We start from the raw sequence: 25685 nt of genomic DNA, 5'->3' as shown, positions 1-25685 counted from the left end.
GAGCTGAGGCTCGCTTGTTAAGTAACCCTCGCTCTATCAGTTGAGTAAGGTTATTGACCTTGAGCGACTTGATCCTGCCAATCTAGAGTTGAGAACCAATACTCATAACGTTCTTTTAACCAACCATCTTGAGTTCGGGCTTCAATCCACTTATTGAAGAATTCTTTCTTATCTTCTTCACCCAAACGTACTGCAAAAGCTTCGTTTCCTTTGGAAAGACGCTCAGAAAATGGTAGGAACAACTTGTCGCTGTGTTTAACCGTCTCGTGTTCGGGTTTAGGACTTGAAGCAATGACGGCGTGAGCATTGCCGTTTAGCACTTCCTGAAATGCCTGAGCATCATCATCAAACTGTAATAGTTTTGCTTTTGGGAAGGTTTCTCGGGCAATTTGAACCGTAAATGCGCCGCGACGCACCGCAATATTGACTCGGCGAGAGTCAAAGTCAGAAAACTCCGTCAAGCCAGATGCAAGCTCTTTATTCGCCGCTACCTGAACGCCTGAGTGGGAATACGGCTGGGTGAATAACACGCTTTTTGAACGCTCTGGCGTGATAGACATACCACCGATAATGACATCAAATTTCTTAGCAAGAAGTGCAGGGATGATGCCGTCCCAAGCGGTAGGCACGAATTCAACCTTCAAATCAGAATCTGCGGCCAGTCGTTTTGCTACGTCAATTTCAAAGCCGATGAGTTCCCCTTGTTTGTTGCGCATAGCCCACGGTACGAAAGTAGACATGCCAACGCGTAGCGTTCCTCTTTCTTTTATTTGATCTAAATTTGCTGTTGTCGATTCTTCATTTGCTAACGAGGGTAAAGAGAGAGCAAGCCCCAGTATCGCAGTGATGGTCGCTTTGAATAACGTCATGTTATCTCCTTATAATTTGCGCCAACTGGCTCCTAATTTGTGCTCTAGCAACGCTGAGAAGCCGGACAATGAAAGTGTGAGAGCAAGGTAGATCGCTGCCACTGTAAACCAAATTTCAAACGGCATTGCCGTCTCTGAAACAATATTTCTCGCTTCAGTTGTCAGGTCAAAGATGGCCATTACGCTGACAATGGAAGAGTTCTTTATTAGTGACACCACTTCGTTAGTTAACGGCGGCAAGGTACGCTGCAATACCTGAGGTAAGATGATGTCTTTATAACTATAGAACGATGAGAGACCGAGCGTCTTAGCTGCCTCAAATTGGCCTTTGGGAATACTGTTTAAGCCCGCACGGAATATCTCCGCGGTGTAAGCGCCTTGAAACAGTGATAGCGCTAACACCGCGGTACTGAACCTATCTAGTCCTATGACCGGTCCAAACACGAAGTAAAGCAAATAGATCTGCACCAATAAAGGTGTGTTACGGATCAGCTCAACGTATGCGCTACCAATGGTATTACCAATTATAGAATCGCTTAGCCGCAGTAGTGCGGTGGTTAAACCAAATACTAACGTGAACAACAGGCTGATGGCTGAAATTTTAAGCGTGATCATTAAACCGCTTATCAGCTCTGCAGACCACCACTCTCCATCTTCATAAAACGCCACGTAATCCGGCACACGTTCCCATTGCCACTGATAACCCATGGTTTGTGCACCAGAATCAAGTACCCAAACAATAGCGGCAAATAGAATCACCATTTGCACTAGAGCTTGTAACGCAGGTTTAAATACTTGTCTTATCATCAATAACTTAAAATTTGGTTTAGAAATGCACGTGTTCTCGGGTGCTGAGGAGCATTGAATAGGGCGGCTGGCGAATTTATTTCCAGGATTTCCCCTTCATCTATAAATACGACTCGGTGTGCGACTTTTTTCGCGAACCCCATCTCGTGAGTCACACAAATCATGGTCATGCCGGTTTGTGCTAGCTCGACCATGACATCGAGAACCTCGTTGATCATCTCAGGATCAAGTGCTGAGGTTGGCTCATCAAATAATAGCAGGTCTGGCTCCATACATAGAGATCGGGCAATTGCGACTCGCTGTTGTTGCCCTCCTGAGAGTTGAATGGGGTATTTCTCCGCTTGTTCTTCTATATCGACGCGCTTGAGATAATGACGTGCTCGCTCTTCAGCTTCTGGCTTTGATAGTTTCAGTGTTCGCATTGGCGCGAGCATCAGATTGCCGAGCACTGTCAAATGAGGGAAAAGATGAAAGTGCTGAAACACCATACCGATTTTGCCCGGCTTAAGTCTTTTTCTGTTTGCTGGCTGACCAAAGACGTTAAGCTGTCCTTCTTGTATTGATTCCAAGTCGTTAATGCAGCGGATAAGCGTTGATTTTCCAGAACCTGACGGGCCACATACAACAACGATTTCACCTGAGTGAATAGAGAAGTTGATGTCTTTGAGAGCGTGGTAATCACCATACCACTTGTTTACGTTGCTAAATTCAACGACGGGAGTGTTGTCTTTCAAACGTTCACGCTTTTTAGGATAACGATAGTTCAAACATAGCAATTAATGAGCCTGATTTCAGTTAGTGCGAACACATATTCGAAAAAGACTCGGAGAATAAAAACTATCTGCAAATGATTGATGAAAAGCGTTGATAACATAATCTGTTATGCATTGATAAAGGCTAGATATGGAGTACGAATCACGATGGCTATGACTGACATGGTGATGAGGGTTTGCGCAGAGTAGTACGTCACCATGATCACTTGCCGGGAAAAGACGGATTGCCCATCCACACGCCCGAAGCCTAACACCATACCGGAAATGACAAAGAGCAAGCATCCCAATATGGCAAAGGATGAGGACTGTGTTTGTCCACTGAAATAGTATTCCAGAGCCATCCAACTCATTGCCATAACAACCACTATATAGATTGCAACGGCAAGCTTTTGGTTACCCAACCCAGGTTTCAAAAACAAATAAATACAACCACCTAATCCAAAGACGGCAACGGGTAACCAGGGCGTTATGTGCCAAGCGGAGATGAGAGCAAAACTAAAACAATAGGACAGGTGGGCCAAACAAAATGCACTGAATCCTAGTAGTGATTTGTTTCTGGGTAACAGTAGCAAAACGTCACCAATCAATGAGAGGGACAGACCTGATAAAATCCATCGTGTGTAAGCTAGGTGTGTCGCTTCCGATGTGAGCAAAATAGCAATCATTAACAGAAGTGGTAACGGTTTAGATATGTAAAACAGCCACTTCGGGCCGTAACGAATACTAATGATATGCAAGGATGCCAATACGGCAACGACTAGCCACATAGATTGTTCTCTTGAATAGACAAACTAAGCAGCATGGTGCTATTGCTCTGAGCAAGATATCCACGTAGGACACTAACTCCGTCATATTTTTATTTACGCTAAGCTGCCGCTTTAAAATTAAATTATTTTTAGTATTTTCGAACTCTTAGGGAGTATTGCTTTTATTAACGTTACATTTAGCCCTACAAGCTTAGATATCAAAACTTATATTTTTAAAGCGTAGCATAAAAAACGGTATTGTGACTTTATATGCACAATACCGTAACGTTATATCAGTCGGTCTGAAAACCGCTCTTACGCGATGGCTAGATCAAGAATTTCGCGGCTAGTAGCAAGGTCAATGGCCTGGTTTTCACCAAGGACAGTCATGCCGTGCTTTTCTAATTGCTCGATGACCGTATCAATTGCCTGTTGGCGGTCATCACCGTAATTTTCAAGTTTGGTTGCAACACCTAGTTGGTGATAAAAATCTTCAATCAACTGAACAGTGCGCTCAGCAAGATCATCACACGCTTCTAAAGCAAATACATTTCGGCCCATTTGTTCCAGCTTCGCTCGCTTGAACTGCATTTGATTGCGAAGTAGAGATGGTTGAATAATCGCCAGTGAACGCGCGTGATCAACGCCCCAAATTGCGGTCAATTCGTGGCCGATCATGTGTGTTGCCCAGTCGTGAGGAACACCGCTGCCAATAAGGCCGTTTAGTGCCTGATTCGCTGACCACATAAGGTTTGCACGCCATTTGTCGCCATCACGCTCGGCAAATTGTTCACCAAGTGTTTTCAGGGTTTTTAGCAAGGTCTCTGCGTACCCATCTTGAACCATCGCACCTGTCGGTTGTGTCAAGTACTGCTCACAAACATGCACCCATGCATCGACAATACCGTTGATCAACTGGCGTTCTGGCAACGTTTTCATAACGTCTGGGTCAAGAACGGCAAACTTTGGTTGTACCGCTGGCGCCATAAACGGAAGTTTATCTTGAGTTTCTGCTTTGGTGATCACTGCACCCATATTGGATTCAGAGCCCGTCGCCGGTAGTGTCAAAATCGCTGCTAATGGCACGGCTTCTTTGACTTGATGTTGGCCAATCAAGATATCCCAACCGTCACCATCATACTTCGACGCTGCTGCCACGTACTTAGAACCGTCGATGACAGAGCCACCACCCACGGCAAGAATAAAGTCGACGTGTTGGTTTTTTACAATCTCAACGGCTTTGTCTAACGTCTCTTTGGTCGGATTTGGCTCTACGCCAGAGAATTCTAACCATTCATGACCCTGTAAAGCGTCTGCTACTTGATCATAAACACCGTTCTTTTTAATAGAGCCACCACCATAAATTATCAGGACTTTTTGATCTGCAGGAATGGCTTCTTTGATTGAATCGATTTGGTTCTGACCAAAGTAAATTTTGGTTGGATTGACGTAAGAAAAGTTCATTACAGGCCTCTTGTTTCTTTGTTGAGGAGATTGAATATGTGCATATTAGTACTAGCCGGATGGATGTAGTAGGCTTATTTGTGTAAATAACTTGCCTATTTCTACAAATCTTATCGTGAATATATAGAATGTATTGTTTTGATGGGTATATAGTGTGCATGTTCACTGCGTAGAACAAAGTCGTTAGCTAGTTGTTGGGGGAAAAATGAGTTCACTAGCAGAAATTATGAAGCGGTATGTTGAGCTGCATGACTTACAGGATTTAGAAGGGATTAAACAAACGGCGATTGAAGGGGTGTGGTTTTATCGTAGTAGTAAGGGTAACGCCCGGCAGCCTTTTGTTTATCAATCTGGGATCATTGTATTAGGGCAAGGACATAAAAATATTCATATTGGCGCTAGTCCGGTGCAGTACGGTCCAGATGATTACCTTGTTGTTGGTGTACCAATGCCACTGGAGTGCGAAGCGTTCGCATCCAGCGATGAGCCATTACTGGGGATCTCGATTGATATCGCACCGGCGTTGCTGAATAAACTCGTCAAAAAACTAGAAGCTCAGAATTACAGTAATACGTGTTCAGATAGCTCTCTATGTGGGCTTAAATCCGTCAAAATGAACTCGAGTATGTTGGATGCGTGTAAAAGATTGATGATTGCACTTTGCAGTGATCTTGATGTTGCAATGCTAGGCGAACTACTACTAGAGGAAATCGTTTATCGAACCTTAGTTAGTAAGGAAGGGTACGTATTATTTGAGCTCGCTCAACAGGAGGGTTCTTATGCAAGAGTGGCAAAAGCATTGACGCGTGTTCATCAGGCATATAATGAGCAACTGAACGTGCAGACTCTCGCGGAAGAAGCCAACATGAGTATTTCTGCATTTCATCAGGCATTTCGTAGTGTCACACTCGAATCTCCTCTGCAATACATCAAAAAAGTACGACTGAATAAAGCTCGAGATTTGATCCAACTAGAAGGCCGGCGAGTGAATGATGCAGCGCGATTGGTTGGTTACAGTAGCCCGTCCCAGTTTAGTCGTGAGTACAAACGCCACTTTAATGAAACACCAAGGTCTACAAAGGCTTAGTTAACTTAAGTCACAAGTTGTGATTTTTTGGCTTACTACTATCAATAGTTGCTGAGTTAGAGTATGTAAAAACTACCCAAAAGCGCACGAGGTAAATCGTGCGCTTTTGGGTTTAGAGAGGGAGTTGAGAAGCATCAAAACGTATAACTTTCAGGAACGACGACAATGCCTTTCTCTGAAATTCGGAACCTTTTAGCGTCTTCTACTTTATTGAGTCCAATCTGAGTATTCGGAGGGATGCGAACGTGTTTATCGATAATGCAATTGACGAGCTGGCATCCTTCACCGACCTCAACATCATCAAAAAGAATGCTGTCGACGACGGTGGCACTGTCTTTTATACGAACGTTAGAGGAAATAATTGAATGTTGAACTGAACCACCTGAATTAATGACACCGTTGGCAATGATAGAGTTGATGAAAATGCCTTCGTTACCTGTCGCTGATGATACGGTACGCGCTGGTGGAAATTGAGGCTCATAAGTACGAATCGCCCAGTTTGATTGGTACAAATTCATCGGTGGTACGGGCTCTAACAAATCCATATTCGCTTCAAAGAACGAGTCAATTGTACCTACATCTCTCCAGTAACAGTCCGCATCAACACGTCCTTTGCTACCGCAGAATTTATAAGCGTACACAGATTCTGTATCGATTAATTTCGGTATGATGTCTTTACCAAAGTCGTGGCTGGAATTTTCGTTGTTTGCATCATCTCGCAGCGCATCTTTCAGGACGTCCATATCAAAAATATAAATACCCATCGAAACCAGGCTTTTTGATGGATCGTCAGGCAGAGTTGGAGGGGTCTCGGGTTTCTCGATAAATGATTTAACTAACCCATTTTCCTCGGTGCCCATCACACCAAACGCAGAAGCTTCTTCTACCGGGACATCCATACACGCGACGGTAAGTTTGGCGCCTTTCTCTTTATGTTCTTCCAACATGGCTGCGTAATCCATTCGGTAGATATGGTCACCGGACAATACCACTACGTAATTTGCATCATTACGGGACAATAGCCATAAGTTGTGGTAAATCGCGTCGGCAGTACCTTCATACCATGCACCACCTTTGCGCATTTGAGGCGGAATAGCGGTAATGTATTCACCAAGCTCGGGATTAAAGATCGACCAACCATCACGAAGGTGCTTTTGTAGCGAATGAGACTTGTATTGTGTCAGGACTAATATTTTTCTTAAACCTGAGTTGAGGCAGTTAGTTAGCGTGAAATCGATGATACGATACTTGCCACCGAATGGTACAGCCGGTTTGGCGCGGTCATCAGTAAGTGGGCTAAGTCTGGAGCCCACACCTCCAGCTAAAATTACGGCGAGTGCGTCTTGCATAGTGTTCCCTTTCCCTTGTATTACATGACCCAAAATAGTGCTGAACCGGGGAGAGATGGTTTAAAGCAAACGATATTTTGGATGACATGTACTGGTGTGTTTATGTTCTACTGCAACTTTAGTACAAGAATCGAGCCATAGAATAACTTTTTAAAAATCAAAGGGATTAATTTAAACACTTACAAGTAACGCACCACTTTAGGGAAGGGTGATAATGGTATGCACTGTGTTGATGCAAGCGGATAGTTGGCTAAAATAGCGCAAGATTTACAATGTAAAGCACCGCCAAAACAATAAGATATAGAGAGCGGTGTACGCTCCCTATAATCAAGATTTACTCGTATGTTGATCCGAGATGTCGTTATGACAAACCGAGGATGTTGCCTTCATCATCTAAATCTAAGTTCATAAATGCGGGCTTATCCGGTAGCCCAGGCATTGTCATCACACTGCCGGATAGTGCGTAAATAAATCCTGCGCCAGCACATAAACGTAACTCACGTATTGGAACCGTGAATCCACGTGGTGCCCCTTTTACGCCAGAGTCGGTGGTAATAGAAAGCGGTGTCTTAGCTATGCACACTGCAAGATCATTAAAGCCTAACTTTTCGAACCGGTTGAGCTGCTCGAGACTCAACGCACTCAGTTCCACATTTGATGCGCCATACCCAGCCTCACAAACTGACATCAATTTCTCTTTCAGTGTTTGTTCTTTGGTATAGAGCGGTCGGAAATTAGTTTGCGTATTACAGGCGTCTACCACAAACTGAGCAAGTTCTACTGTACCTTCACCACCCTTTGAAAACGCGGTACTTATGGCAACATTGACACGTGGGTCATACTCACGAATCAAATGACGCAGCGCTGAGAGCTCCTGTTCGCAGTCTTGCGGAAATTGGTTAATCGCGACAACGGCCGGGAGGCCATACTTCTTAACGTTATCTATATGCCACTTTAAGTTTTCGAATCCGGCTTCTAGTGCTGGTTTATCTGGGTTAAATATCGAATCAGGAATCGCAACGCCCGGGCGAAGGTCATAATGTCCTGAATTCGCTTTAATACCACGCAGAGTTGCAACGATAACAACACAGTCGGGAGCGTGGTTTGAGGCTGCTGCTTTTATATTGCAGGCCTTTTCTAGCCCCATATCCGATCCAAAACCGGCTTCAGTTACGGTGTAACTAGAAAGTTTTAGTGCAATTTCATCTGCAATGATAGAAGAGTTACCGTGAGCAATATTAGCAAACGGACCAGCGTGAATAAGAGTAGGGACTCCTTCTAACGTCTGCATCAATGTCGGTGCAATAGCTTCTTTTAATGTGACTGCCATTGCCCCAGCGACTTGAAGATCTTCGGTTGTGACAGGGTGACCATCCAAATCATATGCGACAACGATTTGACCGATCCGCTTACGCAGATCTTTTAGATCTTTAGCTAACGCGATGATCGCCATTAGCTCAGAGGCCGCAGTAATGTCGAACCCTTCGCTTCGTTCGATACCATTAATGGTTTTTTCTGGTTCATTTAAACCAATCGTTACCATGCGTAAAGCACGATCATTGTGGTCCATCACGCGTTTCCACGTGATACTGTTGATATCAATTTTCAACGCTTTTAAACCGGTACGAGCTTCAAATGCGTTATAGCCTTGACGTTGTTCGTGATAGATACGTGCATCTAGCGCGGCTGAAGCAAGGTTATGAGCAGCGGTAACAGCGTGAATATCACCAGTTAAATGTAAGTTTAACTCTTCCATTGGTGCAACCTGAGAGTACCCACCACCTGCTGCACCTCCTTTGACCCCAAAGACTGGCCCCATAGAAGGCTGTCTAATACAAGCCATTACCGATTGGTTCAGCTTTGCTAAACCTTGTGCCAGTCCAATCGTTGTAACCGTTTTACCTTCGCCGAGGGGGGTTGGTGTTATAGCAGTGACTAATACTAATTTACCGTCTTTGTTATCTTTGAGACGATTTAAACATCTTGGATGAACTTTGGCTTTGTGTTTGCCGTGCGTATCATATTCATCAGGCTGTAAACCTGCATTCGCGGCAATAGTATCGATTGAGGATAGAGGGGTGTTTCGGCAAATTTCAATGTCGGACTGCATGGATGCTCCCAAAGTGACTAAACCGTAGTGCATAAAGCGAAGGCATTGCTGTTACGCAATCGTTTGCGCGAGAATAATACTGGTAAAAAACTAACTGTAAAGAATTTAATGCGAATCTTTGCGGTGCATATTAGCAAAAACAACCAAACACTGCTCTAGATCAAAACAAAAAGGCCACCAAATGGTGACCTAAGTGAATTTTTACACTGAAAATCAGCTTATTAGCGATCCCAGTATGCCTCTTCTAAACTGTCTTCGCGTTCAGGAAGTGCACGAGACAGGCGAGGAGAGTGCTGTGTTAATACTTCATAACTCACTCGGTTTGCGTATTTACAAATTTGGGAGAGCGAAGAGTATGTTAAGCAGCGTACTTCGTGCTTTTCTGACCCCGGCACTTCTTTCTGGTGGAATGAGTTTGCTGCCATATCATGCAGAAGTGCTGAAAGTGCTGCATCGCCAGCACCATTAGTATTCTTAATTTCCAGTGGTCCGCCTAAGTATGGGCCAATGTGAGAGTACACTTTCATCGCATTTTTACAGTCAGATTTGCGCATTGCTCGGCTAAATTCGTATTGGTTGAATTCACCAATGCTGCTTTCCAAAATGTCATGCGTGGTTTCACGTTTTACTGTCTCGTCAGTGTATCCTGCCATGTACAAGCCATTTGGACCTGCGGTGCACAGAACTAGGTCGACCCAATCAAGCGTTTTATCGGCTGCTGCTAGTGGATCGGTTAATCCAGTTAGAGCCGCGCCTTCCTCTTCATTCATAGCAACTACAGATACATTTTCACGAATGTATTCCTGCCACCACTCTGCATTACCTTCGATCACGTATTTCGTTCCTAGCGTAAGTACAACCGGGACATCGTGCTTTTTAGCATAATCGATCGCTTTCTGTACCGCTTGTGGCATTGGGTCTTCTTTTTTGCCACGCATGAGATAAGAAGAGACGACCAACGCTGATGCTTTGCTGAATACTTCTTCCGGAATACTTTCTGGTAGAAGTTGGTTCATGTGACCTTCGTTTATCGCAAAGGTACGTTCGCCATCTTGAGAAATAAGGGTATAGCAACGACCAATAGGGCCATCTACCGTTTGTAGATGATTAAGGTTCATGCGAGAAGAAGTTTTACATAGGTATCGGTATGCAAATGAACCTACTTGAATGTTCTTAGACATGACGCCTAGAAGTACTGATTTACTGTCTGCAAGTACTGAGTAGTTGTGCAGCGTATTACCAATGGTATCTCCAGGATATTGGTGCGTAATCAGGCCTTGTTCAACCAGCTCTTCGTACAGTGCATCGGCTTTGTTCTCTTCAAGAACGAGAGAGTGTCCTTTACTTAAGTTGTACTTCTCTAAAAACGCATCGTCTACACGCGCTTCGATATCGACGATGGTTTGGCCTACACCGACAATCGTTGGACGATATAACTTTGGTGTTTGTCGAATTTGGTTAACGATTGGATCACGAGCGTGAGTTGGAAAGTAGTGTTTAGATTTACGCTGGCCGGGAAACTTCATGCTTGTTCTTGAGTGAGAAAAAAAGAGGCGGGATTGTATCACATAAAAAATGAAATTAGATGATGTTTGTTGCAATAAAAAGTGGCAACCAACACGTTTTTATGGGCTTTAGAACCACAAATAATAAGATATTAGTTGGCTTTTGCTTCGGTAGGCTCGACGTAAGCTTTCGTAGCCGACAATGGCTCCGTGGGTAAACTGTGTTTGAAACTTCCCGATGTCTCTTTGGTTGAGTACATAAATTTTGGATTTTTGAATCAGAAATCTGGCGAACCTTCATCGATTTAAAGCTAGGGTGGATACTCTATGCAGTGTTGACTACTCTTTATGAGTAGATATCTATCTTGAATAACATCGAAATCACCCCTTTATTTATAAGGGGTGGGGGAAGTTTTTGAAGAAACATTGTTTTCTTCATATGCTTAGGTATTGAATTATGGGTTTTAAAAAAAATATTTTTTTAGTGTGTTGTGTGTTTACGTCTGCATTGGCAAGTATATCTGTGTCATCGGCAAACACTTATTTCGTTGCTCCATATGGGAGCGATGAAAGTTCTGGTTTGGCTGATAGCCCATATCAGAGTATTAATCATGCTGTTAAGAATTTGAAACCAGGCGACACTCTTTATTTATACGGTGGTACATATTATGAGTCAGTGGAAATTGAAGTTAGTGGTACACAAGAGAAACCAATTTTAATTTCTTCTGTTGAAGGTGAGAGAGCTGTAATTGACTCGGGGTTTCAAGAATTTCGACAACCGGGCAATGAGGATTGGGAGTTGGTGAATGAAAAGCTTGGTGAATACCGATCCGTTAGAGAATGTGATAGTGACGATATATACGGATATGTCTTAGGGGTTCCTGGTTATGTCAATGAAAGAGTGAAACTTATTCCTTATGAGAAAGAAAAATATTTTCGTGCGACTACGGATGAGTACGATGGGAGAAAAAGTGAGTTTTACGTTGGTCCCGGCACGATGGAAATAGACGATAGATGTCACATTCGTCTTTCAAAGACAGAAGCGTTGAGAAATGCAGAGGCTCGCTATGGACAGGTATTTGAACATGAAAATAGTGATCCCAGAAACTTTCAAATTATTTTGTCTCAAGAATCCAATACGTTGTTAGTTAAAGGGAGTTATCTGACTTTTAAGGATATAACTATCAATCAGGCTAAAGATACCATTGAGCTTGATGATGGCGCACAGCATGTGACCTTTGATGGTATTACAGCATGGATGGGTAATACGACGATTTCAACAAAGGATACTGACGTTAACAATATCACGATTACCCACTCACAGATTTTGGGTGATGATCCTTATTGGATTTTTTGGAGTGATATGAAAGACGATCCCGAACCAGCGACACGCGCCAGAGGAACCTCCATTAATTTGAAAGGAGGCTCGAAAAACTGGTTTATTTCCTGGAATTTGATTAGAGGGTCAGGACAAGACTTGATCGCCACATCTAATGGCGAAGATAGGATCTTTGTGCACCACAATCGCATCGAAAACTGTGGTGATGATGCCTTCGAGTTGGAAGCGGATGAGAAATATGGCGGTACGGGTGACATCGGCCAGATAGTCATTCACGATAACTTTATCTTAAACTGTTTGGTTGCTGTGTCTTTAGGGCAGGATACCGATGACATGATAGGTCCGCTACTCTTTTATCGCAACGTCGTACTGTTATTACGCGATCATCCTGTAAATCGTCAAGAAGGGATAAATTCATGGAACGGGGGCGGGCAGTTTGGGTATGGAAAAATGTTTAAGCAAGCTGGTAGTGGCTATGCCTCAGAAAATGCCCATTACTATCAGAATACGTTGGTCATGCTGAACTCACACAAAGGTATTGTACCCATTCCGAAGGAGCCAAAGGGCAGTACGTTTGCTAATAACATTGTAGTTATGATTAATGGTGAAATCATCGAGTCCTATGACTTAGACAAAGATCAGATAGTCGATGGCAATTTATATTGGAAAGTGAATGAACAGGATGATGAGCCGTTATTAGATGGCGAATCTACTGTCGGAGACTTATCGCTTCGATACGGTGCTGAGCAGAACAGTATCGGTGATATACCCAAGCGTGGTAGCAATCCCGAGTTTAGCCATTTTATCCTCAACATCGTAGATAAAACTCAGAAATATTGGGCCCTAGAGCCGGATTCCGAGGTGTTTGGTTTTGCAGATTTTATTTTGACGAGTGAAAGCCCGGGAGTGGGTAAATCAATAGCCGTTACTTGTCGTAATATTACAGGCACTGATGAAAAAGGCGATGGTTTTTGCTCCCCTAATGGCGTGTTGGTTGGTTCTTCACTTGGCGGAAATATGGGGGCTTTTCCTTCGGCTATCGACGCGAGCGAGTACGCGGTATTTCCCTTTGTGTTAGAGAATACTTCTCCCACTGTTGAACCTTGATCTTAACATTATGGTTTCTTTTCCGGGTGCAACACCGGAAAAGAAACATTATTCAGAACTCACGCCAGATTACATGTTTAACTTCAAGTAAAACATGTTCTATTGGCTGGTTAGCATCGATATCTACGACGCGTGTAGCTGCTGGGTATTGTAGACTGTTTATAGCGTTAATACGCTTATTACACTGTTCATAACTAATATCTGACTTTCTTTGCACCGCAACGTCCGGTGACACATTCAGCCTGATAACAACGTCGGGAAAATAAGTTTCTGCTTCACGATAAGGCTTACCCTCCCATTCGGCGAGAGCACGAAGTATCTTCCACGGATGATTTAACCAAGAGTTAAGCAGAGGCCCATCGTTGAATCCCATAATTTGATTTTGCGGATAACGGTCGCAGAGCACAACCATCCCGCGGTTGCGAGCCAACGTCGCCCGGCGAAGCTTGCGATGTTTCTCAATACACAGAGTTGTCGCCCAGACAGCTTTGGCCCATTGTTTAAATAATGATGGGTTTGACGGATTACTTTCTTCCCCCTCACTACCAACATCAGTGTGATTTAGATTGCTCGATGTCTTGGAAGATTTGGGTAACAGCTTAGCGATTAGCTTTAACGGCCAGCGTATCAAAGAACTTGGACCATCCCCACTGCCAAAATAGAGGCTAATGACGTCCATCTTCCAGGATAACCATTGTTGCACTGCTTTCACATGCGTTGATTTACCGGAGCCATCACACCCCATTATCGCGATTAACAGACCACCACTGGCACTGATTCGTCGCAGCGGAATAGGAGCATGAATGTACCTCTTGTTAATACCACCACATACCCAATAAAGCTCGCGTACGGTTCTGCGCCATCGAGCATGTAAGGGGGAATATGTTCTGAAAAGTTGAATAGTCTGCTTGGTACTTTTACGAAAGTGCAGGATCTGGCTAAGGGAAGGGGCGTCTGAGGAGATGATACTTTTAATTTGTGTTGCCGCCTCTTCTCCTAGCAGGGGACCAGTCAGTTCATACATACCTGAAGAGGATATTCGTTCCTTCAACCATATAAATTCCTTGAGTCTTTCTCCGCGGAAATAAGGTTTACCGAATTTATCAAGCATCCGGTCTCGGGTTCGGAATTTGAGTATGGAGCGGACGATGAGGAGGAGCATTTCCATATGTGGTTCTACCACATAAACTTTCTCCTTTTCGTCATAGTGACGGCTTAATAGTATTTGATGCTCCCAAGGTAAACGGTATCCCTTCAGATGTGGTTCACCACAAATTAACTGGTAGTGAAGATGTAAGTGAACCATTCTTCCGGTAGAAGCATCAACAGATAGGTAGTCTTCTACCGCCGGATATCCGTGAGTTGCCATCGCATTAAAAAGTTTAAAGCCTGAGTCAGCTAATGCTCTGTTAAGGGCATGGGTTTTACCTTTCTCAACTAAAACATCGAGATCAGTAATACCCAGTAAGCCTTCTCTTAAATGTTCGTTACTTTTCCAGTGACAGTACAAGATATTCGATTGTTCCATTTTACTGAAAAGTTTGGTGACGACATCCAATCCGTCAATGGAGTTCAATTCTGGACTTACGATACCCACTCTCTTGGTTCCTTATGCATCAATGAAAATGGGATGATGTCCTATCTTCATTTACTTTCGGTTCGTGTCATATCAGGCAACTCAATTATTCAGCGTATATTCAACATAGAGAAGAGGAGCACCGTCTGAGTCACCATCGTATGATTCGGCTACCCGCTCACCAGTCCCAGTTATAATGATAGCCAGTGAATTACCAGTGATCCAATTACCCTGAGAGGTAATTTCGGCAATCAATGTACTGATATCAGGTGTTTTTTGTGTACTGCCCGCTTCTCCAACGGCTAACCAAGAGTCAGGACTCCAGTTCACCTTCGCTTCTGTAAGTGGTCGCGATGAGATGTTTAAATTTTCGGCTGTAAACCCCGCTGCGTTGACTGATTTTTCTCCCTGAATAGTCAGAGCCGTGACCGTTGATTTCACTTCATCAACCTGAAATTGGATGTATGCCGCTGTAATGGTTGATCCTGATGGAATATCTATATTATTAAAACGAATACCTACAGTTTGATCAGAACCGTCATACACAAGTTCTAAATCGCTGCTGTATAATTTTATGCGGCCTCCCGCTTTTTCTTCGGCGTCATCAGTGCTTGATTCTACACGGCGAGTTAATGTCTGAGCGCCTTCCTGAGTAACGGTTATGGCAATGTCATCGAAACCAATAAGTTCTCCGTCATTGGCTGTAAGACGTAACACATAATCACCAAGAGCAGAGAATGAGGCTGTGGTTTGCGTATCGTTGATGTTTGCAAACGTCACATCACCTTCGCCACTGACCTTACTCCAGCTTGTCGTTAATGCACTACCGGGGATGCCATCATCAGTAACCTCACCCACTAGGTTTGCCGAGTTCGAAAAAGTGATTAACTGATCTTCACCTGCATAGACTTCTGGTGGTAAGTTTCCTGGGATATAGGTGTATTCTATGTAAAGCAGAGGAGCACCATTCTGGTCGCCGTCATATGCTTCAGCAACACGTTCACCCGTTCCTGAAATAATAATGGCAAGTGAATTACCACTGACCCAGCCGCCTTGGCTGATAACTTCGCTAATGATGGGTTGAAGGTCAGGGGTTCGCTGATTTGTTCCCGCTTCTCCAACGGATAACCATGGATCAGGATTCCAGTTGTTGACGGATGCACTAGTTCGAGGCCGTGAGGAAATGTTCATATTCTCTTTTACAAAGCCTGCTGCGTTAGCTGAAAGTTCGCCTTCAATAGTAAGCGACGTGTCAGTTGACTTGACTTCATCAGCCTGGAACTGGATGTATGCCGCGGTAATAGTAGAGCCCTGTGGAATGTCAATATTATTAAAACGCATGCCGACAGTTTGATAAGAACCATCATAGACCAACTCTAAATCGCTGCTAGCGATAGATACACGGCCACTTGCTTTCTCTTCAGCGTCATCAGCACTGGCCTCAATACGACGACTCAAAACGTATTGACCATTTTGTAGGGCCACATTGATAGTAACCTCATCGTAACTTTGTAGTTCTCCATCACTGGTAGTCAGGCGCAATACGTAATTGCCTGCCACAGAAAATGAAACCGTCGTCTGCGGATCACTGTCGTTTTCGAAGGTAACTTCTCCTTCACCGCTGATCACAGACCAGTAACTAGTCAGTGTGCTGGTAGGAATACCATCGTCAGAAACCTCACCCGAGAGGGTGGTGGGGTCAGGTAAAGTGATTGATTGGTCTTCTCCTGCTGAGACGATGGGTGCAGAGTTACCCTGTGTAAAAGGTGGTATCTCCATGACATATATTTTACCGTCATTTTCATTTGGGTCACTGTCATTATCCCAACCACGAGCAGTCATATAGACAGTGATGGAATCCCCCAAATTGCTAGGAGGTATCATCGTTATTCCTGATGGCTTTTTGGGATCAGCAATAGAAATATCTATAGTTCGAACCAGTTGCCCGTCTGGGGTGATCTGAATAGCAAATTGACCATTCGCATCAATCAGGTAGAGCGTATCTGTGGTTACGTCGTAGTAGATGCTTTCTGGATTAGTCACTCCCAAACTACTGAGATTAACACTGGTGACTAAATCGTCAACACCGTCGAATAGACCATTAGGTCCGGGGTCAACGCGAAAAATAGTATCTAACACTCCGTCGACGATATACAAGACACCCTGACCGAATGTGACATCTTCAGGGTCGTTAGAGCCAAACGCTGAAGTAGAGAACGACGTGACAATATCATCAGATGTCATACAAACTCCATCGGTACCAGGGTCAATTTCATAAATTGACTTGCTACCTGTATCATCAGAGATAAAGCAGTGATGGTTGTTTGGATTGACTGTTATACCCGTTGGCTCATCAGAAAACGAAATCGTCGAATAGCGACCATTCGCAACCACGCCGCCGGTTGTTGGGTCAATTTTGAAGGCGTTAACCTGGTCGGTAGGGAAAAGCCAGGACATCTCATTGATTTCACTATCTGTCATCAACAATTTATTCTCTGATGGCAAGTAAACAATACCTGCTGGATCGGGACTTGGGTAATTTGAAGTATCAATGACTTGAATGAGGTTAGCCTGCACTTCATCTGCCATCGAATAAGAAGGGGAACATATTGAAAACACAATGAAAACAGTGAATGCGTAGGCGGCGATAGTCGTATTTATGCAACTTGAATACACACTGGTTTTTTTTATTTTTATGTTACTGATAAACATAATATTAACCCTCTATTGCCATTGATTCTTCGTAGAAACTATAAAATACAACAGTGTTATATAGTGTCTATTATTCAATTATAATTCAGTAGTAAGCATAGAGAATCTAATGTCATTAATCTCGTTCTTATTTTTAAGAAAACAGGGGAAGTTTTTCTATTAAGACCGAGAATTTAATGATAACTAGTTATTTTCCCTAAAATAGTTCAACAGAGTCTTAGTGATTTAAAAATGCTAAATAAGTTATGAGTGTTAGAGATACTAATTCAAAGAAATGTATTTGATTTTTATCCTAGCCTAGCCTTGCTTAAACTACATATGTTTACTTTTATTAATAGAAACTAGGCATAGCAGTCTCTTGTCTTCGCAGCTTCCCTAATACAGGGGAGTGAATGATTTTCCGGGAGTCAGCACAAATGAAATCAAAAACAACACTTCTACTCGCCATAGTACTAACAACATTTCTTGCAGGTTGCACCGTAGTACCAGGCTCGGACATTTCTCTAGGTGACAAGACCGTTATTGTGTCTGATGCCTCAAACAGTGAAGTATCAGAAAAAATCAATATCTATCGGCTAGATGCCTATTCTGTCGCGAGATTTAGAACGGTTACCAATACAGGTTCCCAGCCAAACAGAACGCTGGATAAAAAAATCGCTAATTATGAATACATCATTGGTCCTGGTGATATTTTGAATGTAACGGTGTGGGATCACCCAGAACTGACCATACCTGCAGGCTCGTACCGTAGTGCCTCGGAAGCAGGAAATTGGGTTCATGCAGATGGCACTATCTTCTATCCTTATATCGGTGCAATAAAGGTAAGCGGCAAGACTGTTACACAAATCCGTGCGGAAATTGCTCGTAAACTTAATGCGTACATAGAAAGGCCTCAGGTAGATGTGAATGTCGCGGCATTTCGATCACAAAAAGCTTATATCACTGGTGAGGTTTCTTCCCCAGGCCAACAACCTATTACGAACGTACCGTTAACTCTGTTGGATGCGGTCAATAATGCAGGAGGGTTAGCGCCAGATGCTGACTGGCGTAATGTCACATTGACTCGTAGTGGAGAGGAACAACAAATTTCGCTATATGCTTTGATGCAGCGTGGTGATCTCACACAAAATCGGCTACTAAAAGCAGGCGACATTATTCACGTACCTCGTAATGATTCACAGAAGGTATTTGTTATGGGGGATGTGAATGATCCGAAGTTACTGAAGATTGATCGATCTGGAATGAGTCTCACTGAAGCATTAAGTAGTGTGGGTGGTATTAATGAACTGTCGGCCGATGCAACAGGGGTATTCGTTATTCGCATCTCCAAAAACAAGAAAGAGCGTTTGGCAGATCTTTATCAACTTAACATAAAAGACGCGTCAGCATTGGTCATTGGTACTGAGTTTGATTTACAGCCTTATGATGTTGTCTATGTAACAGCTGCACCAATCGCACGTTGGAATCGCGTGATAAGTTTGATGTTGCCGACGATTACAGGCTTTAATGAATTGAGTGAAGGCACACTTCGAGTACGAAACTGGTAGTGTCGTCAGGAAGGGTATCGGTGTTGAGATACGATTTCTTGAACACGCATTTGTTGAGCGACTGTTACTGAATGATATCATCCATTGCATCAAGTCTTTATTATTTCTTGAATTTTTTCTTTTGAGAAAATAAACAAGCTTGTATCGATAAAAATAATGTTCCGATTGCATGCATAGATTAAAAAACTCACTATAATTAGGTTTGTTAGTAATTGCAATTTTTATTAGTAATTACATTTGTTTATTAATAATCATAATAATGGTGGTACTGAAAATGCCTGACAGGGAGAACAATAAAAATAACGTCGCTACTAAACAGTATGCGCATAAAAGGCTGTATCGATATCATCAAACACTGTCTGTTCACATTCAACTTTTTTTAAGTATGGCTTCTTCTTGCTTAGTTTTGATTGGAGTAGCCTATTGGCTCAATGAGTCGAATATTGAAACTTATAAAATCTTAGCCATCATTAACTGCATGACTATCTTCATCGTATTCCAAATGATTGGCGTTTATCATCAATCTAGCGGGATCTTACTTGGACGACGAAGAACTCTGTTGTTCGGACTCTGGGTTCTTAGTAAAGCTTGGTGTGTCGTAATAATAGTTATGGCATTATATATTTATCTGATAGACACTTTCAATGTCCTTAATTTAGAGGTGTTAATTATATGGTCTGTAGTTGGATTCTTCATTCAAGCCGGTTGCTACAGCTTTATTTATCTCGTATCAAAAAAATATCGCTCTCGTTTAACTAACTCGGTACCTTGTTTGATTGTTGGTACCAATGAACTTAGTAAAAATCTCCTCGTTAATATCAACAGTAACATATGGCTCACTGAACGTGTGATTGGTGTTCTAAATACCTCAGGGGCATGGGATAACTCTGCTCCCATACTAGGGGAGGTAAATGATATTCGCGAAGTGATTGAAAAACATAAAATTAAAAGAGTCTATATCACTCTGATGTTAAGTGAGTTGAATAAAATAGAGGATATAGTAAATCTTCTAGATAATAAGTGTGTCGATATTATTTGGGTACCTGATATATTATCATTTCATACCATTGATAGAGGCATCAGAGAATTATCCGGTCTGCCATTACTTGTTTTATCTGGAAGCCCAATGAAGAAAATGACGGCAGTGTTAGTCAAATCCTTAATGGATAGAGTGCTTGCGTTTGTAATGTTGATTCTTCTGTCACCAGTTTTCATCATAACAGCTGTGGCGATAAAACTCACATCACCTGGCGCAGTGTTTTTCAAACAGAAACGGCATGGTTGGGATGGTAGTTATATTGAAATCTGGAAGTTTCGTTCTATGTATACGCCAAAGGTTGGTAGTGAGTTTGAATTGGCGAAGCGTAATGACCCTCGTGTCACCAACGTAGGTAAATTTATTCGTAAAACAAGTATTGATGAACTACCACAGCTCTTTAATGTGTTACAAGGTAACATGTCACTTGTTGGACCTAGACCACATGCGGTAGAGGTAAACCAATTCTACAGTCAATATATTCCAGATTTTATGCTGCGCCATCGCATCAAACCCGGTATTACGGGACTTGCTCAAATATGCGGATACAGAGGTGGTGATGATTGCACTATTGGAACTTTGGATATTATGAAGAAAAGAGCGACGTATGATATTGAATACATTAATAACTGGAGTTTGTTCCTTGATATGAAAATATTACTTCTGACACCGTTAAAAATATTTTCACACGACGCATACTAGTTATTCATCATGAAATTCTAATCATTAAGGATTGAGTCATGGAAAATAATAATAAGCGGAAAATAATTCAAGTTACAGAAAGCTTTGCTTATGGAACGGCTAAATCGATCAAGCAGTTATGTGCGCTTCTGAAGGAAGATTATGAAATAACGGTTTTTTACTGCCATCGTGATGAAACCCAAGCAGAAATTAAAGATATTGATTGTGATATCACTTGGATAGAGATGTCTTCCGAAGGGAAACTACGTCATTTGAAAAATGTACTTTTGATTCGCAAGTTTATTAATAAAGACACTTTTGCTATTCATGGACACAGCAGTTTTGGCGGTTTATACGTACGTCTCGCTGCTATAGGAAAGAATATACCATTTGTTTTTTATTCTCCCAGAGGATATGCATTTCTTAGGCAAGATATGAATGTTGTCAGTAGATTCATATTTTTGCTTGTTGAAATGTTTTTATCTCTATTTGGTCATACTGTAACTTGCGGTATGGGAGAGTATGAAGTAGGAAAAAAATTCACTAGAAATATTTCTAATATCAATAATGCAGTAACAGTTAAAGAAATTCCAAAATCGCATGACGATCATATGTTTAAAGTAATATCAGTCGGGCGAATCTGTTACCAAAAAGGGTTTGATATTTTTATACAAGTCGCTAGAGAGTTAAAAGATAGTGAATTTACTTGGGTTGGTTCATCTGACCCTGAATACCTTTCTTCTGTCATAAAAAAATATGGGGAATTACCTGGTAATGTTAAAATAATAGGATTTACTGAACAAGCTGAGTTATTTGAAAAAATAAGTCAATCATCACTGCTGTTTCATCCTTCAAGGTGGGAAGGGCTTTCGCGAGTTTTGATCGAGTCACTGTCTTTAGCTATGCCCATTGTGACCTCAACTTGCCACCAAAATTTGGATTGCTTATATCCTAGACGTGATGACGTCGTTAATGGTGAATATAATAATGGATTTGCATGTAATAGTGTAGAAGATTATATCTATGCGATACAAACATTAAAAAATAGCCCTGAACGCATTTCAAATATGAGAAAGAGTTCGTTCGAACTTGCAAAAAATAATTTTAATACAAGCGATATGAAAATGAAATGGCTAAAGTTATATCAGGGAGAGTACTAGGATAGCATTGTTGAATAATGAGCTTAAAGGAAACATGATGTAAAATGAGCAGACACTACTTAACTAACACTTTTTCATCATTGATGACAATTGGTTTAGCTTTAGCTTGTATGCCCAGTCTGATGAGGATTGGTAATTCAAGTGTAAGTCTTACTTATGTATACATATTGTTATGTTTTACCATATTGTTGTTCATAGTATTGAAAGACAAGACTATGTTGTCTTTCTACCATTACGAAGCACGGAAAAATCGCATGTTATTCATTTCAGTACTGATGCTATTTTTTCTACATGTCGTAAGTGTGGCGCTTTCTGATGACGGATTAGTGTCCAGGGCACTAATTTCGCTAATAATTTTCATTACCTCTTTTCTTTATTTTTCGTTTGTTTTTTATAATGATAATAAATTTTTTGAGCGTTTTTACTTCTTTATTACTATAGGGTTATTACTGAATCTTATTGCAGCTTTAATGCAGAAAGCAGGGTTTAACCTTGGAACTTCTTACTATGAAGGCCATGATCGTTTTACTGGTCTTTTTTCGAATCCAAATCAGTTATCCATTGTTGTAACAACGACATTTATCTTTTACGTGGATAAAATTGAAACGTATCAACGGCGAGTAAACAAGATTTTGGCTTTAGCTATGGTAGGTGTTTGTTTCATGTTGTTGCTATTGGCAGGATCTAAAACTGGAATTATTGTTTCGTTTTTAATTGTATTGTGTTTTTTTGTTGCCCGTAAGAGCCTTACTAAATTTATACTTGGGATTGTTTTTCTTTTTTTAGCGCTATTCTTAATCAAAGAGAGTGGGGTCTTACAGTCTGTTAATCCACGACTTTTCGACGTTCTCTCTACTCTATCTCCAGATACTGTGCTCGAATACCGTACTGTTTCCTCGAGAATAGAATTATGGGAATACTCGTGGAAGATAGGCACCAGTTACCCGTATCTTGGAGAAGGGTTAACCAGTACTTTACCTGAACCTATACGTCACAGCCATAATATAGTGATAGACTATTTGCGGATGTTTGGACCAGCTGGTCTGATAGCTATATTATTTTTTATTTATGCAATAGTTTCATACCGTATCTATATACCTGATAATTCGTCTGGAAACCAAAGAGCTAAAATCTGCAAGATTTCGATAATTGCTTATCTGCTGTCTAATATGATGAGTGATTCTATGGGGCCTCAGACTGTGTTTTTCTTAGCTTTTTTTGCCTCTTATCTTGCTGTCCATTCGTCTATGTCCGTTAGCTATACTAATATTAATAAAGCAAAGTTAGATAGTGATCTCGTGGCAAGGTAATCATATGAAGCACAACTTTTGATAACTTACTTTCGTTTCCGGTTAGATCAGCTCTTCTATTAGGTGAGTTTCAGGCGTTTTCCGTTGAACCAATAGCAGCAGAGCCGGAGTTAAAAAAGCTATACATGATTTTGTGTGAAAGGGCAGAGTGATCGACTCTGTCAGAGATAACTATTAATCAGGAGTTACTGTCAGTAGAACTGGTCAAATTGCAAAAGTAGACGATCTGATCATGTTAGCTAGGAGCTTGTTTAATCATGTTTAACAACATACCACAATTTGAGCAAGACACACCATGGAGCAAGGAAAATCAAGTTTCTCTCCGTGATTATTTTGCCGTGATCAAGAGAGTCTGGTGGAAAATACTGCTCATATCCGTAATTACCACCTTGCTGGTTGCAATTGTCGTTTCGTTTATCCCACCAGTTTATAAGGCTAATGCCACTCTCATTTTCGAACCTGAAACGCCAAGAATGATCTCGATTGAACAAATCTATATACCCGATAGCAGAAATAATGACGAGTTTTATAAGACGCAAACCGAGATCCTGAAGTCTCGTCCCTTAGCAGAAGAAGTTATCAATAAATTAGGGTTGGTTGATGTTCTTAGTAGTAGTAGCAGTGATAAATTCAGTGTGGGTTTTATTATTGAAAGTATTTCAGGTTATCTGAGTGATGCTAGGGAATGGGCGACTCATTTTTTTGGTATTGCTCCATCAACAACAGAGATGATAACACCTGTAGATCCGATGAATCGTGCGATAGAGAAGTATTTTGAGAATCTCGAGATTGCTCCGGTAAACAATACTCAGTTAGTAAAAATAAAGTTCAGTTCTACAGTTCCTAAGTTGGCCGCTGCTGTTGTCAACACTCATGCTGATGTGTATTTAGAGAGTGCTTTGGACGCAAAATTGTCTGTTACTAAGTCTACCGAGCAGTGGATGACGAATAGACTGTCAACCTTAAAAGGTACTCTTGAGCAGTCTGAGCAGGAGCTGCAAGCTTTTCGTGAGAAAGAAAAGCTGGTTGATTCAGATGGTTTACAACATTTACCTACGTTGACGTTGAATGAATTAACAACCAAGTTGGTCGAAACTCAACAGCAACTGTCTTTAACAAAAAATGCTTATTCACAGGTCGCCAGTTGGGGGGGGAATGCTTCTAAGACAGTTAACTCCATTCCATCCGTACCAGAAATACTCAATGATCCTTTGATACAACAACTCAAGAGCCAGCTGGGAATCGCTAAACAGAAAGTCAGAGAACTTAGCGTTCGCTATCGGTCACTTCATCCTGCGATGGTGGCCGCCCGAGAAAATGTAAAAACCATAGAGGATACTTTACTTAGTCAGGCAACAAGCGTCATTCAAGGAATCAAGACAAAATATGAAGCGACTGCTGCTAATGAGAAGTCTATTCAAGAAGCCATTGAAGCAACAAAAAATCGCTATCATGAATTGGGTAGAAAAGCCTCTGCACTGGATGCTTTAAAGCGAGAAGTGGACGCGAATCGTGAGCTTTATGCACTCTTTTTGAAAAGAATAAAAGAAACGACGGAAATGAGTTTTGCCGATTCGGTGAATGCGAGGGTAATTGTTCCAGCCATTGTACCTTATGAACCGTTTAAGCCACAGAAAGCGTTAACCATTTCCATGACTTTCGCCGTCAGTTTATTTTTTGGCGTTTTTATCTCATTTGTCCGAGACTCAATGGATAACCGCCTGACTAATATCGGGGACGTTGAACTTAAACTGGGATATCAGTTGTTGGGCGTTGTGCCTATGCTTGAAACAAAACAAACAAAACAAACAAAACAACAGCCCGCTTTGTTACTCAATAAGTTTAGAGATGATGATGCCCCTGAGAGACGTTTTATTGAGGCAATGCATTCTTTGCGTGCCGGGATCATTCTTAGTGAAAAACCGAGTAAAACGATCATGGTCACATCGAGTTTAAGCAGCGAAGGTAAATCTAATCTTGCGATGAATCTGGCTTATGTTTGCAGCTTATTTGAACGAGTTGTGCTTGTTGAATGTGACTTGTGCCGCCCAGTCGTGGCTAACGGGCTCAATATTGATTCTAGAACTCCGGGATTACTAGAGTTAGTTGAAGGAAAAGCATGTTTAGAAGACGGTTTGGTTGAGCATAAAAACTTTCATGTTATTCATGCAGGCAGCAGCCGTGCTCAAGATTCTAAGGTGGTCATTGGCTCTTCTGAATTTAAGCATTTGCTGGAATCGTTAGCATCAAAATATGACAGGGTTATTCTTGATTGCCCTCCTGTTTTGTTAGTCAGTGACCCTGAAATTATTTCTACTTATACCGACATGGTGGTTTATGTGGTGAGAACTGGCTCGACACAGATTACTCAGATTAAAAACGGTATAGAGAAACTGATGCGGATAAAAGATCAACCGATCAAAGTTGTCGCAAACGGGTTTGATGATCCTTTTACCTCAAACTACAAATATTACAGTGATTATTACGGTCACTCGAAGTAGTGATAA

The 25685-nt window shown here is 41.8% G+C and carries 17 protein-coding genes; 7 read left to right on the top strand and 10 right to left on the bottom strand.

What is annotated here, in order from left to right; genetic code table 11:
• Window positions 1–50: 50 nt before the first annotated feature.
• From OO774_RS22675 to OO774_RS22655, 5 genes are all read right to left on the bottom strand, one after another.
• The gene (locus OO774_RS22675) at window positions 51–869 is read right to left on the bottom strand and encodes a transporter substrate-binding domain-containing protein (RefSeq protein ID WP_264906939.1); all 819 of its coding nucleotides are present in this window, start codon (window positions 867–869) and stop codon (window positions 51–53) included.
• 9 nt (window positions 870–878) lie between these two features.
• Window positions 879–1676 carry an amino acid ABC transporter permease gene (locus OO774_RS22670; protein ID WP_264906938.1) on the bottom strand — a complete coding sequence of 266 codons (798 nt, stop codon included), beginning with the start codon at window positions 1674–1676 and terminating at the stop codon, window positions 879–881.
• A complete protein-coding gene (locus OO774_RS22665) occupies window positions 1676–2410 on the bottom strand; it encodes an amino acid ABC transporter ATP-binding protein (RefSeq protein ID WP_264906937.1) in 735 nt (244 codons plus the stop codon). Before OO774_RS22665 ends, OO774_RS22670 begins: the two co-directional genes overlap by 1 nt.
• Window positions 2411–2556: 146 nt before the next feature.
• Window positions 2557–3216 carry a lysoplasmalogenase gene (locus OO774_RS22660; protein ID WP_264906936.1) on the bottom strand — a complete coding sequence of 220 codons (660 nt, stop codon included), beginning with the start codon at window positions 3214–3216 and terminating at the stop codon, window positions 2557–2559.
• A 294-nt stretch (window positions 3217–3510) separates the two neighbouring features.
• Window positions 3511–4659 (bottom strand): iron-containing alcohol dehydrogenase, encoded by a 1149-nt coding sequence (locus OO774_RS22655; protein WP_264906935.1) that lies wholly within the window; start codon window positions 4657–4659, stop codon window positions 3511–3513.
• Window positions 4660–4864: 205 nt separating this feature from the next.
• Here OO774_RS22655 and OO774_RS22650 point away from each other — a divergent pair, with 205 nt between their 5' ends.
• Window positions 4865–5746: an AraC family transcriptional regulator gene (locus OO774_RS22650; RefSeq protein WP_264906934.1), complete on the top strand. Its 882-nt coding sequence runs from the start codon at window positions 4865–4867 to the stop codon at window positions 5744–5746.
• Between the two features lie 134 nt (window positions 5747–5880).
• Here the strand turns inward: OO774_RS22650 and glgC are convergent, their stop codons facing one another.
• The 3 genes from glgC to OO774_RS22635 all read right to left on the bottom strand — a co-directional run bounded on the left by glgC (window position 5881) and on the right by OO774_RS22635 (window position 10731).
• Entirely contained in the window at window positions 5881–7095 is a 1215-nt protein-coding gene (gene glgC, locus OO774_RS22645; RefSeq protein ID WP_264906933.1) for a glucose-1-phosphate adenylyltransferase, read from the bottom strand.
• Window positions 7096–7456: 361 nt separating this feature from the next.
• Window positions 7457–9205, bottom strand: coding sequence for a formate--tetrahydrofolate ligase (locus tag OO774_RS22640; RefSeq protein ID WP_264906932.1), 1749 nt, complete (start codon window positions 9203–9205; stop codon window positions 7457–7459).
• Between the two features lie 221 nt (window positions 9206–9426).
• A complete protein-coding gene (locus OO774_RS22635) occupies window positions 9427–10731 on the bottom strand; it encodes an inosine/guanosine kinase (protein WP_264906931.1) in 1305 nt (434 codons plus the stop codon).
• 436 nt (window positions 10732–11167) lie between these two features.
• Here OO774_RS22635 and OO774_RS22630 point away from each other — a divergent pair, with 436 nt between their 5' ends.
• Window positions 11168–13156, top strand: coding sequence for a hypothetical protein (locus OO774_RS22630; RefSeq protein WP_264906930.1), 1989 nt, complete (start codon window positions 11168–11170; stop codon window positions 13154–13156).
• 52 nt (window positions 13157–13208) lie between these two features.
• Here the strand turns inward: OO774_RS22630 and OO774_RS22625 are convergent, their stop codons facing one another.
• Both OO774_RS22625 and OO774_RS22620 read right to left on the bottom strand, forming a co-directional pair.
• Entirely contained in the window at window positions 13209–14753 is a 1545-nt protein-coding gene (locus tag OO774_RS22625) for a hypothetical protein (RefSeq protein ID WP_264906929.1), read from the bottom strand.
• An 81-nt stretch (window positions 14754–14834) separates the two neighbouring features.
• Window positions 14835–17351: a hypothetical protein gene (locus OO774_RS22620; RefSeq protein WP_264906928.1), complete on the bottom strand. Its 2517-nt coding sequence runs from the start codon at window positions 17349–17351 to the stop codon at window positions 14835–14837.
• A 509-nt stretch (window positions 17352–17860) separates the two neighbouring features.
• Between OO774_RS22620 and OO774_RS22615 the strand changes: the two genes are divergently transcribed.
• The 5 genes from OO774_RS22615 to OO774_RS22595 all read left to right on the top strand — a co-directional run bounded on the left by OO774_RS22615 (window position 17861) and on the right by OO774_RS22595 (window position 25679).
• The gene (locus tag OO774_RS22615; RefSeq protein WP_264906927.1) at window positions 17861–18991 is read left to right on the top strand and encodes a polysaccharide export protein; all 1131 of its coding nucleotides are present in this window, start codon (window positions 17861–17863) and stop codon (window positions 18989–18991) included.
• Window positions 18992–19265: 274 nt separating this feature from the next.
• A complete protein-coding gene (locus OO774_RS22610; RefSeq protein WP_264906926.1) occupies window positions 19266–20729 on the top strand; it encodes an undecaprenyl-phosphate glucose phosphotransferase in 1464 nt (487 codons plus the stop codon).
• 38 nt (window positions 20730–20767) lie between these two features.
• Window positions 20768–21868, top strand: coding sequence for a glycosyltransferase (locus OO774_RS22605; RefSeq protein ID WP_264906925.1), 1101 nt, complete (start codon window positions 20768–20770; stop codon window positions 21866–21868).
• A 254-nt stretch (window positions 21869–22122) separates the two neighbouring features.
• Window positions 22123–23178: an O-antigen ligase family protein gene (locus OO774_RS22600; protein ID WP_264906924.1), complete on the top strand. Its 1056-nt coding sequence runs from the start codon at window positions 22123–22125 to the stop codon at window positions 23176–23178.
• Between the two features lie 257 nt (window positions 23179–23435).
• Window positions 23436–25679, top strand: a complete 2244-nt coding sequence (locus OO774_RS22595; RefSeq protein WP_264906923.1) for a polysaccharide biosynthesis tyrosine autokinase — start codon at window positions 23436–23438, stop codon at window positions 25677–25679.
• The last annotated feature ends 6 nt before the right edge of the window (window positions 25680–25685 follow it).

It is taken from the genome of Vibrio sp. STUT-A11, from assembly GCF_026000435.1.
GTDB lineage: Bacteria > Pseudomonadota > Gammaproteobacteria > Enterobacterales > Vibrionaceae > Vibrio.
Note: the sequence above shows the minus strand (reverse complement) of the source record. Positions and strands in the feature narration are given on the sequence as shown.